This window comes from Alteraurantiacibacter aquimixticola (assembly GCF_004965515.1).
In the GTDB taxonomy this organism is placed as follows: Bacteria; Pseudomonadota; Alphaproteobacteria; order Sphingomonadales; family Sphingomonadaceae; genus Alteraurantiacibacter; species Alteraurantiacibacter aquimixticola.
The window spans coordinates 13,721-29,135 of the sequence record NZ_SSHH01000004.1; the positions used below are offsets into that span (position 1 = coordinate 13,721).

18 protein-coding genes are annotated in these 15,415 nt (G+C 62.9%); 12 read left to right on the forward strand and 6 right to left on the reverse strand.

Going from position 1 to position 15,415, the window contains the following annotated elements:
• Positions 1-2 precede the first annotated feature (2 nt).
• The gene (locus E5222_RS13665) at positions 3-677 is read right to left on the reverse strand and encodes a 4-carboxy-4-hydroxy-2-oxoadipate aldolase/oxaloacetate decarboxylase (protein ID WP_136694365.1); all 675 of its coding nucleotides are present in this window, start codon (positions 675-677) and stop codon (positions 3-5) included.
• A 119-nt stretch (positions 678-796) separates the two neighbouring features.
• Here E5222_RS13665 and E5222_RS13670 point away from each other — a divergent pair, with 119 nt between their 5' ends.
• From E5222_RS13670 to E5222_RS13710, 9 genes are all read left to right on the forward strand, one after another.
• Complete coding sequence (locus E5222_RS13670) at positions 797-1,948, forward strand: LysR family transcriptional regulator (protein WP_136694366.1); 1,152 nt, start codon at positions 797-799, stop codon at positions 1,946-1,948.
• Between the two features lie 71 nt (positions 1,949-2,019).
• Positions 2,020-2,826: an NAD(P)-dependent oxidoreductase gene (locus tag E5222_RS13675; RefSeq protein ID WP_136694367.1), complete on the forward strand. Its 807-nt coding sequence runs from the start codon at positions 2,020-2,022 to the stop codon at positions 2,824-2,826.
• Positions 2,823-3,848, forward strand: a complete 1,026-nt coding sequence (locus tag E5222_RS13680) for an amidohydrolase family protein (protein ID WP_136694368.1) — start codon at positions 2,823-2,825, stop codon at positions 3,846-3,848. The genes E5222_RS13675 and E5222_RS13680 overlap by 4 nt, the downstream gene beginning before the upstream one ends.
• A 14-nt stretch (positions 3,849-3,862) precedes the next feature.
• Positions 3,863-4,186 (forward strand): DUF2218 domain-containing protein, encoded by a 324-nt coding sequence (locus E5222_RS13685; RefSeq protein ID WP_246021792.1) that lies wholly within the window; start codon positions 3,863-3,865, stop codon positions 4,184-4,186.
• 3 nt (positions 4,187-4,189) lie between these two features.
• Positions 4,190-4,612, forward strand: a complete 423-nt coding sequence (gene ligA / locus E5222_RS13690; protein ID WP_136694370.1) for a protocatechuate 4,5-dioxygenase subunit alpha — start codon at positions 4,190-4,192, stop codon at positions 4,610-4,612.
• Between the two features lie 2 nt (positions 4,613-4,614).
• Positions 4,615-5,526: a class III extradiol dioxygenase subunit beta gene (locus E5222_RS13695; RefSeq protein ID WP_136694371.1), complete on the forward strand. Its 912-nt coding sequence runs from the start codon at positions 4,615-4,617 to the stop codon at positions 5,524-5,526.
• Between the two features lie 164 nt (positions 5,527-5,690).
• Positions 5,691-6,653, forward strand: a complete 963-nt coding sequence (locus E5222_RS13700; protein WP_136694372.1) for a Gfo/Idh/MocA family oxidoreductase — start codon at positions 5,691-5,693, stop codon at positions 6,651-6,653.
• Complete coding sequence (locus E5222_RS13705; protein ID WP_136694373.1) at positions 6,653-7,654, forward strand: aldo/keto reductase; 1,002 nt, start codon at positions 6,653-6,655, stop codon at positions 7,652-7,654. Before E5222_RS13700 ends, E5222_RS13705 begins: the two co-directional genes overlap by 1 nt.
• Before the next feature lie 27 nt (positions 7,655-7,681).
• Positions 7,682-8,485, forward strand: coding sequence for a CmcJ/NvfI family oxidoreductase (locus tag E5222_RS13710; RefSeq protein ID WP_136694374.1), 804 nt, complete (start codon positions 7,682-7,684; stop codon positions 8,483-8,485).
• Between the two features lie 4 nt (positions 8,486-8,489).
• On the opposite strand, the gene E5222_RS13715 is transcribed toward E5222_RS13710, so the two are convergent.
• A complete protein-coding gene (locus E5222_RS13715) occupies positions 8,490-9,239 on the reverse strand; it encodes an SDR family oxidoreductase (RefSeq protein WP_136694375.1) in 750 nt (249 codons plus the stop codon).
• 188 nt (positions 9,240-9,427) lie between these two features.
• Complete coding sequence (locus E5222_RS13720; RefSeq protein ID WP_136694376.1) at positions 9,428-9,934, reverse strand: YybH family protein; 507 nt, start codon at positions 9,932-9,934, stop codon at positions 9,428-9,430.
• 736 nt (positions 9,935-10,670) lie between these two features.
• Between E5222_RS13720 and E5222_RS13725 the strand changes: the two genes are divergently transcribed.
• A complete protein-coding gene (locus E5222_RS13725) occupies positions 10,671-11,585 on the forward strand; it encodes an IS1595 family transposase (protein ID WP_136694377.1) in 915 nt (304 codons plus the stop codon).
• A gap of 104 nt (positions 11,586-11,689) precedes the next feature.
• The gene (locus tag E5222_RS16605; RefSeq protein ID WP_169053604.1) at positions 11,690-11,833 is read left to right on the forward strand and encodes a hypothetical protein; all 144 of its coding nucleotides are present in this window, start codon (positions 11,690-11,692) and stop codon (positions 11,831-11,833) included.
• Between the two features lie 121 nt (positions 11,834-11,954).
• On the opposite strand, the gene E5222_RS16855 is transcribed toward E5222_RS16605, so the two are convergent.
• The gene (locus E5222_RS16855) at positions 11,955-12,080 is read right to left on the reverse strand and encodes a hypothetical protein (RefSeq protein WP_281276785.1); all 126 of its coding nucleotides are present in this window, start codon (positions 12,078-12,080) and stop codon (positions 11,955-11,957) included.
• On the opposite strand from E5222_RS16855, the gene E5222_RS13730 reads away from it, so the two are divergent.
• Positions 12,079-12,891 carry a hypothetical protein gene (locus E5222_RS13730; protein ID WP_136694378.1) on the forward strand — a complete coding sequence of 271 codons (813 nt, stop codon included), beginning with the start codon at positions 12,079-12,081 and terminating at the stop codon, positions 12,889-12,891. The two genes, E5222_RS16855 and E5222_RS13730, sit on opposite strands and share 2 nt — an antisense overlap.
• A gap of 378 nt (positions 12,892-13,269) precedes the next feature.
• Here E5222_RS13730 and E5222_RS13735 read toward each other — a convergent pair whose 3' ends face one another.
• Positions 13,270-14,154 (reverse strand): dienelactone hydrolase family protein, encoded by an 885-nt coding sequence (locus E5222_RS13735; protein WP_136694379.1) that lies wholly within the window; start codon positions 14,152-14,154, stop codon positions 13,270-13,272.
• 307 nt (positions 14,155-14,461) lie between these two features.
• Entirely contained in the window at positions 14,462-15,403 is a 942-nt protein-coding gene (locus E5222_RS13740) for an SDR family NAD(P)-dependent oxidoreductase (RefSeq protein WP_136694380.1), read from the reverse strand.
• Between the last annotated feature and the right edge of the window lie 12 nt (positions 15,404-15,415).

The following is a 15,415-nucleotide window of genomic DNA, read 5'->3' on the forward strand; positions in this document are numbered from 1 at the left end:
CCTCAGACCCACTTGAGGCCCATATCGGTCAGCTTCTGGCGGAAGCCATACATGTCGAGGCCAAGCACGCCGTCGGCGAGCTTCTGGCGTTTCTCTTCCTCATTCGCCTCGCGCGCCTGCGCCTTCTTGAGCACGTCCTCGGCTTCCTCGCGCCTGACCACGCAGACGCCGTCATCGTCGGCCACGATCACGTCGCCCGGGCGGATGAAGGCATTGGCGCAGACCACGTCGACATTCACGCTGCCGAGCGAAGCCTTGATCGTGCCTTGCGCGAAGATGCGCTTGGACCAGACGGGGAAGTTCATCTCGGTAAGGTCGCGCACGTCGCGGATACCCGCATCGATGATCAGGCCGCGCACGCCGCGCGCCTGTGCGCTGGTGGCGAGCAGGTCGCCGAAATAGCCATCCTCACAAGGCGAAGTCGGCGCGATCACCAGGATATCGCCGTCCTGGCACTGCTCGATCGCGGCATGAACCATGTAGTTGTCACCCGGCGGGACCGAGATGGTGACGGCCGAGGCGCCCACGCGCATGCCCGAGTAGATCGGCCGCATATAGCTCGCCAGCAGGCCCTTGCGCCCCTGCGCTTCATGCACGGTGGCGACACCGCATGCGCCCAGCGCATCGACAACTGCCTTGTCCGCGCGCTGGATATTCTGGACGACGATTCCGGACATGGCGGAAGCTCCCTTGATCCTGCTGATTGATCCTGTTTGCGCGGTGCTCTGCGCCTTCTTGCGCCCTGCGCCAAATCCGAAGTTGGCGGCTGTCATAACAAAATGCTAATGTTAACCTGATGGACCGACGCTCGTTCAATATCCGCCACTATGCCGCTTTGGCCGCGACCGTGCAGCATGGCAGCGTGAGCGCGGCGGCCAAGGCGATCCACCTCACCCAGCCCGCGCTGACGCAGGCCATCGCCCGGCTTGAAAGCGACCTGGAATGCTCCCTGTTCGAGCGCGGCCCCACCGGCATGACGCCGACCGAGCCTGCCCTGCTGCTGGCCCCCCGTGCCGAGGCCGCCATCGCCCATGTCGGCAGCCCGCGCGTGACCGGCACGCAGATGCGCGCCTTCCTCGCCGTGGCTCGTGCGGGCAGCTATGCCGAAGCGGCGGCCAATACGGGCCTCTCCGCCGCCTCGCTCCACCGCGCGATTGCGGACCTTTCGGTGGCGTTGGGGCAGCGGCTGATCGACCGGCGCGGACGCTCGATCGCGTTGACGACGCAAGGGCAGAGAAGGGCGCGCGGCTTCGGCCTGGCGATGGCCGAATTGCGCGCCGGGCTGGACGAGGTAGCGGACTGGCAGGGCAAGGCGGCCGGCCGCATCGTGATCGGCGCCATGCCGCTGTCTCGCGCACGCTGGCTACCCGCCGCTCTGGCGGAATTCACCCGCAAGCGCCCGCAGGTGGATATTGCCGTGATAGAGGGCAGCTATGCCGAACTCTCCGGCCCACTGCGCGATGGCGAAATCGACTTCATGCTCGGCGCACTCCGCGAAGCCGATCCGCCGGACGACCTCGATCAGCAGCCTGCCTTTATCGACCGGCCGCAGCTGATTATGCGGCCCGGCCACCCTCTGTTGGTGGACGGCGAGAAGTTCGAGAGCGCGCGCCTGGCGGATTATCCGTGGATCCTCCCCGGCCGCGACACGCCCCTACGCCACTATTGGGAGGACATGATGCGCCGCTGCGGGATAGAGCCACCGCATGTGGGTATCGAATGCGGATCGGTGCTGACCATTCGCGAGCTGCTGCTGGCTGGCGACGGGCTTACCCTGCTTTCCCCCGACCAGTTGCGGGTGGAGCTGGAAAGCGGGGTGCTCGCCTCCGCCCCCTGCCCGGTGGAAGTGCAACGCGCCATCGGGATCATCACCCGGCGAGACTGGCGCCCGACCCGGTCGCAGGCGACCATGCTGGAGCTGCTGCGGGAGCAGGCCGAGGCCAACTGATTCGTAAAAATTTATGGGTAGTGCGTTCTATCCATTTGTCCGGGACCCCGCCCTGCACCAGATAGGCCGCGATGGAAGAGAAGCTGGCCCTTGTCGGATTCGGTGAAGCCGGATCGACCTTCGCCCTTGCCGGGGACTGGCAGGGTGCGGCCGCGTGGGACCTGTTGCCCGAACGCCGCGAAGCCGCGCGTGAGGCGGGCCTCGTTTCCGCCGAGGATGCCGCGACGACGCTGGGCCAGGCCGACTTGGTCCTTTCGCTGGTAACCGCGGACCAGGCAGTGGTCGCGGCGCAGGATTATGCCGGGATGCTGAAGCCCGGCACGATCTGGTGCGACCTCAATTCGGTGTCCCCGCCCACCAAGCGCGCGGCGGCGGCGGCGATCGAAGCGGCGGGCGGACATTATGTCGACGGCGCGATCCTGGCCCCGGTCAATCCGGCGCGGCTGAACGTGCCGGTATTGCTGTCCGGCGCCAAGGCCGATGCGGCGCGCGACCTGCTCACGGAAGCCGGCTTCGCCAAGCTCAGCATCGTGGGCGATACGGTGGGCGCGGCCTGCGCGATCAAGATGATCCGCTCGGTCATGGTCAAGGGTATCGAGGCGCTGACTTGGGAATGCGCCGCTGCGGCGGAACAGGCAGGCGTGCTGGAAGAGGTGATGGCCTCGCTCGATGCCTCGGACAAGCCGTGGAGCTGGCTGGAGCGTACCGCCTACAACCGCGAACGGATGGAAACGCACGGGCTTCGCCGTGCGGCAGAAATGGAAGAAGTGGCGAAAACGCTGCGTGACCTTGGCGTCGAACCCGTGATGAGCGAGGGGACCGTCAGGCGCCAGCGCGAGGCCGCACTAACAAACAGGGAAAGGGATCACGCAGCATGACGCTGATCATCGATTGTCATGGCCATTACACGGTGCTGCCCAAGGGGCACGACCAGTGGCGCGAGGCGCAGAAGGAAGCCTATGCCAACGGCACCGAATGGCCGCCTTATCCGGAGATCTCGGACGATGAGATCCGCCAGACGATCGAGGAAAACCAGCTGCGCCTGATCAAGGAACGCGGCGCGGATTTCACCATCTTTTCACCCCGTGCATCGGCCATGGCGCCGCATGTGGGCGACCAGAAGGTGGCGAGCGAATGGGCGCGCCGCTGCAACGACCTGATCTATCGCGTCACCCAGCTCTTCCCCGATACCTTCATCGGCGGCTGCATGCTGCCGCAGAGCCCGAAGTCGGACCTGTCCGAAAGCGTCAAGGAACTGCGCCGCTGCGCCGAGGAGCTGAACTTCGTCGTCTGCAACCTCAATCCCGATCCGGGCGGCGGGCACTTCCAGCATCCGCCGCTGACCGACGAATACTGGTTCCCGATCTACGAGGCGATGTGCGAGCTGCAAATGCCCGGCATGATCCACGTCTCGGGCAGCTGCAACCCGGCCATGCATGCGACGGGCGGCTATTACCTCGCCGCCGATACGGTCGCCTTCATGCAGCTGCTGCAGGGTGACCTCTTCAGCCGCTTCCCGGACCTGAAGCTGATCATCCCGCATGGCGGCGGCGCGGTGCCTTATCACTGGGGCCGCTATCGGGGCCTCGCCGACATGCTGAAGCAGCCCTCGCTCGACAAGCATCTGATGAACAATGTATTCTTCGATACCTGCGTCTACCACCAGCCGGGCGTGACCCTGCTGGCCGACGTGATCGACAACAAGAACATCATCTTCGGCAGCGAAATGGTCGGCGCGGTGCGCGGGATCGATCCCACCACCGGCCATTATTTCGACGATACCAAGCGCTATATCGACGCGCTCGATATCTCTGATGAAGAGAAGCATGCGATCTTCGAGGGCAATGCGCGTAAAGTGTATCCGCGCCTCGATGCGATCCTGAAGGAAAAGGGTCTTTAAGGGAGAGGAGTATGGTGAGCGACGCCGAAACTTCCGTCACTGCTCTGTGCCTCGCCAGGTGCGAGAAGCCGGAGAAGTATATCCAGCAGCTCGTCAAGCACTGGAGCCACAAGATGGCGACCAGCTATGACGAGGGCGACGGAATGGGCGCCTTCCCTTTCTCCGAACATGAGAACGCGGTGATGATGGCGCGGCCCGAAGGCATCGCCATCACCCTCACCACCGGGGACCGCGAACGCAACGAACATATGCGCGGCGTGATCGAACGCCATATCGATCGCTTCGCCTTTCGCGAGGCGCCGCTCGACTACACATGGACAGAAGCCAAGGACGATTGAGAGATGACTGAGAAGAAGAAAGAGCGGATCGACATCCACGAATATCTCGCCCAGTTCGACGATATTCCCGGAACCCGCGTGTTCACCGCCAAGCGCGCCCGCAAGGGCTACTGGCTGAACCAGTTCGCGATGAGCCTGATGAAGGAAGACAACCGCGAACGGTTCAAGGCCGATGAAAGCGCGTACCTGGACGAATGGAACCTGACCCCGGCCGCCAAGCAGGCCGTGCTCGATCGCGATTACAACGCGATGATCGACGAAGGCGGGAACGTCTATTTCCTGTCCAAGCTTTTTTCCACGGATGGCAAGAGCTTCCAGTTCGCCGCCGGGTCGATGACCGGGATGAGCCAGGAAGACTATGCAAAAATGATGATCGACGGCGGTCGTTCGCCTGAAGGCGTCCGCTCGATCAAAGGAGGATATTGATCATGGCACGCGTAACCACGGGCATCACGTCCAGCCACATTCCCGCGCTGGGCGCGGCGATGCAGACCGGCAAGGATCGCGACGATTACTGGGGTCCGGTCTTCGCCGGCTATGACGCGATCCGCGAATGGATCAAGAAGCCGGGCAACATGCCCGATGTCATCGTGCTGGTTTACAACGACCACGCATCGGCATTCGACATGAACATCATCCCGACCTTTGCCATCGGCTGCGGCGAGAGCTTCAAGCCCGCCGACGAAGGCTGGGGGCCGCGCCCCGTGCCCGACGTGCAGGGCCACCCGGACCTCGCCTGGCATATCGCGCAGAGCCTGATCCTCGACGATTTCGACATGTGCATCTTCAACCAGATGGATGTCGACCACGGCTGCACCGTGCCGCTGTCGATGATGTTCGGCGACGTGAAGGAATGGCCGTGCAAGGTCATCCCGCTGCCGGTCAACGTCGTCACCTATCCGCCGCCCTCGGGCGCGCGCTGCTTCGCGCTGGGTGACAGCATCAAGGCCGCAGTGGAAAGCTTCCCCGAAGACCTCAACGTCCATGTCTGGGGCACGGGCGGCATGAGCCACCAGTTGCAGGGTCCGCGCGCGGGCCTGATCAACAAGGAATTCGACCTCGACTTCATCGAACGCCTGATCAACGATCCCGAAGATCTCGCGAAGATGCCGCATATCGACTATCTGCGCGAAGCGGGCAGCGAAGGCATCGAGCTGGTCATGTGGCTGATCATGCGCGGCGCGCTGGGCGACAAGGTGAAGGAGCTCTACAACTTCTACCACATCCCGGCATCGAACACCGCGCTGGGCGCACTGATCCTGCAGCCGGAAGAGACGGCGGGCGAAGCGCTCAACCCGCAGCGCGTGCTTTCCGGCCACAGCCTGGAAGCGGCGGAGTAATCGGAAACTGATGTGAACCGCCGTTCGTCCTGAGCCTGTCGAAGGACCGCTTTGCCTTCTGCGCCGTTGTCCGAGTGGAGAACGGCCCTTCGACAGGCTCAGGGCGAACGGAAATCGGGTGACGCGCTTTGGGCAGCGCTCCCCGCCTAACAGGAGAAACCCCCATGAAGATCGCACTCGCCGGTGGCGGCGCATTCGGTGAAAAGCACCTCGACGGCCTGAAGAACATCGACGGCGTGGAAGTGACCGCGCTGGTCGGCCGCACGATCGACAAGACGCAGGAAATGGCCGACAAATATGGCATTCCCTACGCGACCACCGATTACGACGAAATGCTGGGCATGGAAAATGTCGATGCGGTGATCCTGTGCACGCCCACGCAGATGCATGCCGAACAGGCGATCAAGGCGATGGATGCGGGCAAGCATGTCGAGGTGGAAATCCCCCTCGCCGACAGCTGGGCCGATGCCGAAGCGGTGATGAAGAAGCAGGAAGAGACGGGCCTCGTCTGCATGGCCGGCCATACCCGCCGCTTCAATCCCAGCCACCAATACGTCAAGCAGCAGATCGAAGCGGGCAAGTTCAACGTCCTGTCGATGGACGTCGAAACCTATTTCTTCCGCCGCGAGAACAAGAACGCCAAGGGCGAGCCGCGCAGCTGGACCGACCACCTGCTGTGGCACCATTCCGCGCATACGATCGACATCTTCCAGTACATGACCGGCTCCAAGGTCGTGAAGGCGAATATCCTGCAGGGCCCCAAGCATCCCGATCTCGGCATCGCCATGGACCAGTCGATCCAGATGAAGACCGATAAAGGCCAGATCCTGACCCTGTCACTGTCGTTCAACAATGAAGGGCCCTTCGGCACCTTCTTCCGCTATATCGGCGATACCGCGACCTACCTTGCGCGCTATGACGATCTCTACACCGGCGCGGACGAGCCGATCGACCTGTCGGGCGTCGATGTGCCGTCGAACAACGGGATCGAGCTGCAGGACCGTGAATTCATCGCCGCGATCCGCGAAGGGCGGGAGCCGAACAGCTCGGTCCATGGCGTGATCGAATGCTATCGCACCATCGGCCAGCTCGCCGCCTCTCTCGAAGAGCAGGACGGCTGGTCCTGATGGCTATCGCGAAGCGCGAAATTGGCGGGCGGGCGCTTCACCCGGTGGGCTTGGGATGCATGAACGTGTCCTGGGCCTATGCCTCGCCGCCGCCGCATGAGGATTGCGTCAAGCTGCTCCACCGTGCGCTGGACCTTGGCTACGACCATCTCGACACCGCGCGCATCTATGGCGCGGGCAAGAACGAGGCGCTGATCGGCGAGGCGCTGAAAGGCCGCCGGAGCGAGTTCTTCCTCGCTTCGAAATGCGGCATCGTGGTGGACGGACCCAAGCGCGGCGTCGATTGCTCGCCCGACAAGATCGCAGCCGATATCGAGACCAGCCTCGAGCTGCTGCAAACCGATCATATCGATCTCTACTACATGCACCGCTTCGATCCCAAGGTGCCGATCGCCGACAGCGTGGGCGCGCTGGCCCGCGCGATCGAGCAGGGCAAGATCGGCGCCTATGGCGTCTCCGAATGGTCCGCCGCCCACATCCGGGAAGCGCATGGCGTCCATCCGGTCGGCGCGGTGCAGACCGAATATTCGCTATGGACGCGCAATGTGGAGCTGGGCGTGCTGCCGGTGTGCGAGGAACTGGGCATCCCGCTCGTCGCCTTCAGCCCCGTGGGGCGCGGGGCGCTGGGCGGCGTGCTGAAGGACCCCTCGACGCTTGAGGAGCAGGACCTGCGCAACAAGATGCCGCGCTTCAATGCGGAGAACTGGCCCAAGAACCTCGCCTTGATCGAGCAGTTCGTGGCGCTGGCGGAAGGCGCGGGCGTCACGCCCGGCCAGCTCGCCAATCGCTGGGTGCTGGCGCAGAGCGATGTGCTCCACGTCATCCCCGGCACCACCAACCTCCAGCACCTGGAGGACAATTACAACGCGGCCAATGTCGAGATCGCGGACGATGTGCTGGCCAAGGCCGATGCGCTGATCAATCATTCCACCGTCCACGGCCATCGCTATCACGATGCCATAAGGCCCACGATCGATACCGAGGAATTCGAGGACGCGTGACAAGCGGCCCGGGGGAGGGGCCTGAGCATGGGAGAGCTGCGCGCCGAAATCGGCTATAGCGAACGGACCGAAAAGCGGCCGTTCTTCTACGCCAATGCGCATGAGAAGGACTTCGTCCCTCTCGCACCGGTAGAGGTGGAAATCCGCGATGCGCGCGGGGCCGGCTGCTCGCTCGATGTCGAGGGGTTCACCCTTGTCGAGCACAAGAGCGCGGTCGAAGACCTCACCGATCTCGATCAGGTAATGAAGGTCCATTCGGGCGAGATCGCCGAAATGCTCAAGGACCTCACCGGCTGCGACCATGTGGCGATGACGCCGATGGGCATATTGCGCTTCTCCGAAAAGGCAGGCGCAAATGAGATCCACGACAATTCGCATCCGGCGCGCTTCGTCCATGTCGACATGGCGAAGGAGGCGGCTGCCGGGATGCGCGCGCAGGCCGCGCCGGAGGGGCGCGAAGTGCTCCGCAGCGCGCAATATAATGTCTGGCGCGTGCTCTCCGATCCGCCGCAGGACGTGCCTTTGGGCCTGTGCGATTACAGCTCGCTGGAGGAAGGCGACCTCCTCGATTGCGATGCGATATTCGATCCGCTCGACGGGTCCCCCGAATGGGGCTTTCCCAATTACCTGCTGGCCCACAATCCGGCGCACCGCTGGTATTATTATGCGAACATGACACCGGCAGAGGCGCTTGTGTTCAAGACCAGCGAGAGCGATCCCGCCCGCGCGCAGCTGATGCCGCATGGCGCCTTCGACAACCCGCTCGCCGGCCCCGACGCGCCGCCGCGCATCAGCCTGGAAATGCGCGGCACCGCCTACTGGTTCGCCTGAGCGATCAGAGCTTCACCGCCGCATTCCCGCCATCGGCCAACAGCGCCGACCCGGTCACGAAGGAGGACATGCCGGAGGCAAGGAACAGCGCCGCGCGGGCGATCTCCTCCGGTTCGGCCAGCCGTTTCATCGCGTGGAGGCCCGCAGCCCATTCCTGCTGCCCCGCGCTTCCGGCCATCTCGGTCTTCGTGCCGCCGGGAAGCAGTGCATTGGCGCGTATGCCCTGCTCCGCGTAATCGGCAGTGATCCCCTTCACCAGGCCGAGAAGCCCCGCCTTGCTGGCGCCATAGGTCGTCATCCCCGGAAGTCCGGCGCTCACCCCCACGAAACTTCCGGTAAAGACCAGCGAGCCGCCGCCACGCTCGATCATCGCGGGTATCTGCGCCTGCGCAGCGAGGAAGCCGGAGGTGAGATTGGTGGCCAGGACATGCTCCCAGTTTGCGAACTGCATGGTGGCGAGCGGCGCCAGCTCCCCGACCGTCCCGGCATTGTTGAGCGCGATGTCCAGCCCGCCGAAGCTTTCCTGCGCCGCCTTCACCGCGCGGCTGTGCGTCTCTGCCTCGGTAACATCGCCTGCCGCAATGACAGCACTGCCGCCTTGCGAAGATATCTCTTCGGCCAACTCTTCCAGCTTGTCGCGACGGCGGGCGACCAGCACCACTGCCGCCCCCTCACCGGCGAAGAGGCGGGCGGCGGCGCGCCCTATGCCGGAGCTGGCACCAGTGATGATGGCGGTCTTGTCGGCAAGAAACATCGCGCTTTCTCCTGCTGTGAGCAGCGCGATGTGTGGCAGGCGGGATTACGCAATACGTTCCGTTTCCTGCGATGACTGCAAAGTGGCAAAGTAACGCGACGGCACCGGCTGGAACGGGATGCACCGCTAGGCACCTCTCCCCACGATCCCGCCGACACCGCCGCGAAGCAAAGCCGCCGTGTCTTGCCCTATTCGGCGGCTTCCGCCTCCGCCCCATCGTCGGCCGCGGACTCCTCGGCCAGCGCGACGTTGTAGGCAGAGATGATCTTCCAGGTGGAGCCGGTCTCGCGATGCCACACGGTCTGGCTGGTCATCGGCAGCGTCACCGGCTCACCCGTTTCGGGATCGCTGGTGGTGAAGTTCACCAGCGAATCGATGACCGCAAGATCGCCGCCTTCGGAGCCCCAGCCTTCCTGCGGTTCGATCGCGATGGAGAAGTTCGGATCCTCCAGCAGCGCGGCATATTCATCGACGATGGCGACCCCGCCTTCGAGCACGGTGCCGTCCGGCTTCACCAGCACGGCATCGTCGCGATAGAGGCGGGCAATGCCGACCAGGTCCTTCGATTCGATCGACTGCAATTGCGACAGCTCGGTCTGGCGGATCGCATCGACCGATTCCTGCGGATCGACGCCGCTGCCGCAAGCAGCCAGCATCAGCACGGGCGCGAGCGCGGCGAGGTGGAGTTTCTTCATGGTGTCTTCCCCCAATCAACTGTGCGGGCCGCGATCCGGGCCCTTGAGACTGTCGGGGGATAGGCACGGACGATTCGCCGCGCCTTGATTTGGGGCAAATTTGTTTGCGAAGGCGCGGCCGCATCCTCCCTGTTTGCGTAGCAAATGGGGAGGGGGACCGCCGAAGATGGTGGAGGGGCCATGCGCCAACGGTGCAAAGGCCCCTCCGTCAGCGCTGACGCGCTGCCACCTCCCCATGCCTTCGGCACAGGGAGGAGGTGACGCGCGCGAGCACGCATCATGTATCACCATTCACGCAACCGGCATGCGCCAGACGGCGCGGCGGGGGCTTTGCAGGTCTTGTCAGGCGAATGACCGGGCGGGCCTTGCTGCTATCCCGCATCCGGTTCCGTTCCTGGGGTCGGCGGGCGGCCGAGGGATGCAGGGGGAACTCGCGCTTGGCCCCGCATCCTCCGCGCGGCTGGTCGTGCCGCGCCAGTGGCGGGCCGGTCCATCGGGTGAGAGCCTGCCAGCGAGTTGGGCAGGGTTGACCCGGAAGGTAGCGGCCCGCGCATCCGCCCTGCCGCATCTGGCTTGCCATCACATGGGCTTGGGGAGGAACCCCCGAAAGGCGCATGGCATGCCGGTTGCGTCGCTTCGGATGAGCGAAGGAACATGGCCGTGCACTGCAATGCTCCCGAATCACTTTGGCAATTATATACTTTACTTCGCAGTTGTCTTGGGGTATAAAATCCCCATGGACATCAACATCACAAACCCGATCTTCCACGACGAAGCCAAGGCCGCTGCCCACATCGAGGCGACCCGCTGGAATGGCGAACCTGTTTGCCCCCATTGTGGTTCAGTCGAAGTGACCCGCCTCAAGGGCAAGACGCAGGCTGGTTACTTCCAGTGCAACGGTTGTCGCGACAAGTTCACCGTCCGCACCGGCACCGTCATGGAGCGCAGCCACGTCCCGCTGCACAAGTGGCTTCTCGCTACGCACATCATGGCCGCCTCCAAGAAGGGCATGAGCGCCGCGCAGATGGGCCGCATGATCGGTGTCACCTACAAGACCGCTTGGTTCCTCTGCCATCGCATCCGCGAGGCCATGGACGGTGCCAATGACGGCAACGGCCCCCTCGGTGGCCCCGGCCAGATCGTAGAGGCCGATGAAACCTTTGTAGGCGGTAAGGCCAAAAACCGTGCTTGGGGCGCTATCCCCAAGAAGAAGGTTGTTGTCTCCCTTGTCGAACGTGGCGGCAAGTCCAAGTCGTTCCATGTCGCCAATATCCACGCCAACACCCTGCGCGGTGTGCTGGTGCAAAATATCGACCGTGGCTCTACGCTCATGACCGACGATAACCGCAGCTACACCACCGTGGGTCGCGAGTTCAAAGGCGGTCACTTCGCCGTCAATCACACCCTCGCGCAGTATGCGCAGGGCCTCTATCACTCCAATACGGTCGAGAACTTCTTTTCGATCTTCAAGCGTGGCGTGATCGGTACCTACCACCACCTTAGCGAGGCTCACATGCACCGCTATCTTGCCGAGTTCGACCTGCGCGCAAACACTCGCGACATGAGCGACGCCGAACGCGCTGGCGAAATCATCCGTGGTGCAATCGGTCGCCGCCTTACTTATCGGCGGACTGGTCAAAGCGCCGCCTAAGAAGGTGGAGACGCCTCGCCAAATCGGCGAGAAACGAAAGCGCTGGACTCGACTCTAGTTCTACTTTGGCTAATCTCTACTCTCCACTCGGAGAGGTAAGGACAATGACCGAAACCAAGTCTAACGAAGACCGCAAAGTTGAGGCCTTAGAAGAAATCGCCAAGAGCCTGTCGAATATTGACGGCCACCTGTTTCAAATTCACGCCCTCCTTACGTTGGCGCGGAGCGATAATCCGTTGCGGGGCTAGAACGAAGTCGAGATACAACTCTGCCCTAGCAATAGTCGCCCCTGCATCCTCACCGGGGCGAGCGTGAAGCATGGCCCACTGCATGCAATCATAGCGGACAGCAGCGCGCTTACGCTCGCTTTCATCCATTGCTCTTCTTTGGCTTCTTGTGTGGCTTGCGAGGGGTCGCCAGCATCCGCTCTAGGGCCGCTTGGCGGCGGCGCTCGGTTTCCTCTTCGGAATAGGTTTCAGCATCGGATTTGGTCATGATAAAAGCACCCAGGAAATGCATTTTCTGCGGGGAAAACGCTAACAGCCAAGAACACATCTGGCCAACTTGGCTTCACGACCTCTTGGGGCCACCGCCCGACAACGTGCGCCACAATCGCCAGAACTTCAGTTACCACCCCTGTGACGGAACAAAAGTAACCGGCCCCACGGACCGCCAAGGGGATCAACGCACAATCCGCATCCGCACCGTGTGCAATGTCTGCAACAACGGTTGGATGAACCGCCTTGAAGGTGAGGTTCGACCTATACTAACTCCCATCATTACCGGCGAGAAAACTACCCTCAACCGCGGACATGTCGAGACGCTTTCGCGATGGATATCCCTAAAGGTAATCATCGCTGAAAACGAAGACCCCGCCATCGCCCTGACGCCACAGGTGGATCGTGAGCGCTTCTGGAAAGATGGGACCATTCCAGAATACTTCCGGCTGTATGTCGCCCACAACATAGGCGAACAGCAGATGTTCTATCTGCGCCACTCACATTGTGTGGCTTACTCAGAGGGCGGGCCAAACCCTCCGCTCGATGGAACTGCTAAGAATGTGCAGTTTGTCACCCTCGTGGTCGGTAAAGCAGTCATACAAGCTGTCTGCACACGCATTGCCGGTGTCGCCATGGAAGAACGAGCATCTATCATTGGCTTCCACGACCGTTGCCGCATCTGGCCCAATCCCGATGACGAAACCAGCTTCCCCAGAAGACCCCGCCTCGACGAAGATAGCATCGAAAGGGTGGCCACCATCTTCCAACGCTACATCGACCAATCCAACGCCACTTGGGCTGACTAACTCACTCATTATGCACCTACGTTGACATCGCAGGCCCGCACCATAGCGCAGAGTCGCTGCTAAGTTAAGTATATAGTTGCCATCACTTTCGGTGATAAAGTGCGGGGCTTATAACCTATTTGGTTATTATTGTCAAGTGTGGCGTGATGGCATGTCAGTTTCGTCGGGTCAGTTTGATAATAATATGCCACATCGAGGCGCCCACCAAGATAAGCCATCCCAATAGAAAGAGACTGCCGCCCAGGAGTCCGACTCCAGATGTTTCGCTTGCGAGCATCAGAGGCAAAGACAATGCCAATAGCGCAAGGCCAACGAACACGCCTTTGGGAGGTCGGCAGACCAGCCGCTGACCTCCCTCATGCCTGACCCGAAAGGGGATCAAAGCTTGTCGGCGTAAAGCGCCAGCAGGTTTGCCCAGGCGCGTTCCGCCTCGGCCTCATTGTAAACGGGGCTGTCGAGCACGGTCCAGCCGTGGTCCCCGGCATAGACTTCCACGGTGACATCGGCAGCAGCAGCCTCGCCTGCTTCGGAAAGCGCGGTCTTGTCGCCGGGTGCATTGGCATCGTCATTCTGCGCGATGGCGATCAGCGCGCCGGCATCCTCGGCCATGTCGCCCAGCAGGTTGACGGGCGCGGTAGCATCGTCACCCACAAGTCCGCCGCCATGGAAGCTGGCAGCGGCCTTCACCCGATCCGGCACGGCGGCGGCGGCGCGGATGGTCCAGCTGCCGGTCATGCAATAGCCCTGGTTGCCGATGCCGCGCGAGGCATCGACGGCATCCTGGCTGTCGAGCCATGCGACCACGGCCTGCGTGGTCTCCGCAATCGCCTCAGGCGTATTGGCCTGCATCCACGGGCCGACGGTTTCGAAACCGGCCTCGCGGAAGGCCTCGAAATCGGCGAACTGCTCGCCCGAAACGCTACGATAATAGGGATTGGCGACGAGCACGGCATAGCCTTCGCCCGCCAGCCGCCTGCCCATCTCCAGCTTGGCGGGACGCAGCCCGGCAATGTCCGGCCACAGGATCACCGCAGGCGAGGCGACGCCCGCCGGGTGGATGAACACGCCATCGAACGTGCCGCCCGGAGCTTCGAAGCTGACGGCGTTTTCGACGATCGTACCTTCCTCCGGTTCGGCCTCTTCGGCATTGCCGTCGCTCGTAGTGCAGGCGGCCATGGCCCCTGCCCCCATCACCGCACCCATGCGGGCAAATTGCCGCCGGTTCACACGCGGCATGCTGCTGACGAGATCCTGGTCACACATAATCGGCCTCCACTGCCCTCTCGAATTCCGGTGGGAGGATAGCAGGGGTGGGAGCGGGGTCCATCCTTTGATTTTCGAAGGCGCATCCGCGCCTTCGTCCTCGCTAGACGGGCAGCAAGCTGCCCCCGCTGCGGGCGGCCGTTCGGCCTTGCGGTCGCTTAAGCGCCCGTGCTCCGCGACTGACCCGGCTAGCGCTGGAAACGGGCCGCAGGTCCGCAAGCGCGAACGCGCGCCCGGACAGGCCCCGAAGCGTAGCGGAGGGATTAGCCGGGAGGACGAAGGCGCGGATGGGCCTTCGCAAAACAAGCTAGGTCAAATCATCCAGGTCGATCACCAGACCCGCTTCGGCATCGCGCATGGCCTTGCGGCGCAGTTCCTCGATCTTCATGCGGCCCGGCGGGCAGGCCTCAACCGGCAGGGCCGCAACCTGCTTCATATATTCCTCGGCGAAGTCGAGGCCGTGTTCCGGATGGGTCAGGATCAGCCCGTCCTGCTGCGTCATGCCGCGCAGGATCTTGGCGCCGACTTCATAGGGATCCATCCCTTCCTCGAAAGCCGTGCCAAACTGTTCGAGCGCGCCTTCGGGCACGTCGGGAAAGCCGCTTTCATCAAAGCTGTCGGGCCGCTTCTGCGCGCTCTTCCACGCATTGGTGCGAGTGAGCGCGGGGCAGCACAGCGAGCAGCCGATGCCATGCGGGGCAAGGTTGTAGCGCAGGCTATCGGTCAGCCCGCGCACGGCAAACTTGCTGGCGGTATAAATGCCCGCCTGCGGACCGGGGAGGAAGGCGGCCATGGAAGAGACGTTGACCACATGGCGGCGCCCCTCGCTCGCCTTGATCTTGGGCAGGAAGGAGACGATCCCGTTGACCACCCCGCCGAAATTGACGCCCATGATCCAGTCGAAATCGTCATAGCTCGCCTCGTCGGTCGGGCCAAAGACGGAGACGCCGGCATTGTTCACCAGCACGTGGACTTCGCCGAAGTGATTCACCACCTGTTGGGCGGCCTTCGCGAAGCCATCGCGGTCGGTGACATCGAGCTTGATGAAGAGCGGCTTCTCATGCCCCTTGTCGGCAAACCACGCCTCGGTCGCGGCGCGATCGTCCTCGTTGCGATAGCTCAGCGCCAGGCGCATGCCCGCATCGGCAAAGGCCTGCGCCACGCCCAGGCCGATGCCCGTTGCGGCCCCCGTCACAAAGGCCACACGGCCTTCCCACTGGTCGCGATATTCCGCCGGATTCAGGCTCATTTTTTCTCCTCC

Bases quoted from the DNA above. Each gene is read 5' to 3' on its own strand.
- E5222_RS13665 (WP_136694365.1), bottom strand. From the start codon at position 677: ATGTCCGGAATCGTCGTCCAGAATATCCAGCGCGCGGACAAGGCAGTT.
- E5222_RS13670 (WP_136694366.1), top strand. From the start codon at position 797: ATGGACCGACGCTCGTTCAATATCCGCCACTATGCCGCTTTGGCCGCG.
- E5222_RS13675 (WP_136694367.1), top strand. From the start codon at position 2,020: ATGGAAGAGAAGCTGGCCCTTGTCGGATTCGGTGAAGCCGGATCGACC.
- E5222_RS13680 (WP_136694368.1), top strand. From the start codon at position 2,823: ATGACGCTGATCATCGATTGTCATGGCCATTACACGGTGCTGCCCAAG.
- ligA (WP_136694370.1), top strand. From the start codon at position 4,190: ATGACTGAGAAGAAGAAAGAGCGGATCGACATCCACGAATATCTCGCC.
- E5222_RS13695 (WP_136694371.1), top strand. From the start codon at position 4,615: ATGGCACGCGTAACCACGGGCATCACGTCCAGCCACATTCCCGCGCTG.
- E5222_RS13700 (WP_136694372.1), top strand. From the start codon at position 5,691: ATGAAGATCGCACTCGCCGGTGGCGGCGCATTCGGTGAAAAGCACCTC.
- E5222_RS13705 (WP_136694373.1), top strand. From the start codon at position 6,653: ATGGCTATCGCGAAGCGCGAAATTGGCGGGCGGGCGCTTCACCCGGTG.
- E5222_RS13710 (WP_136694374.1), top strand. From the start codon at position 7,682: ATGGGAGAGCTGCGCGCCGAAATCGGCTATAGCGAACGGACCGAAAAG.
- E5222_RS13715 (WP_136694375.1), bottom strand. From the start codon at position 9,239: ATGTTTCTTGCCGACAAGACCGCCATCATCACTGGTGCCAGCTCCGGC.
- E5222_RS13720 (WP_136694376.1), bottom strand. From the start codon at position 9,934: ATGAAGAAACTCCACCTCGCCGCGCTCGCGCCCGTGCTGATGCTGGCT.
- E5222_RS13725 (WP_136694377.1), top strand. From the start codon at position 10,671: ATGGACATCAACATCACAAACCCGATCTTCCACGACGAAGCCAAGGCC.
- E5222_RS16605 (WP_169053604.1), top strand. From the start codon at position 11,690: ATGACCGAAACCAAGTCTAACGAAGACCGCAAAGTTGAGGCCTTAGAA.
- E5222_RS13730 (WP_136694378.1), top strand. From the start codon at position 12,079: ATGATAAAAGCACCCAGGAAATGCATTTTCTGCGGGGAAAACGCTAAC.
- E5222_RS16855 (WP_281276785.1), bottom strand. From the start codon at position 12,080: ATGACCAAATCCGATGCTGAAACCTATTCCGAAGAGGAAACCGAGCGC.
- E5222_RS13735 (WP_136694379.1), bottom strand. From the start codon at position 14,154: ATGTGTGACCAGGATCTCGTCAGCAGCATGCCGCGTGTGAACCGGCGG.
- E5222_RS13740 (WP_136694380.1), bottom strand. From the start codon at position 15,403: ATGAGCCTGAATCCGGCGGAATATCGCGACCAGTGGGAAGGCCGTGTG.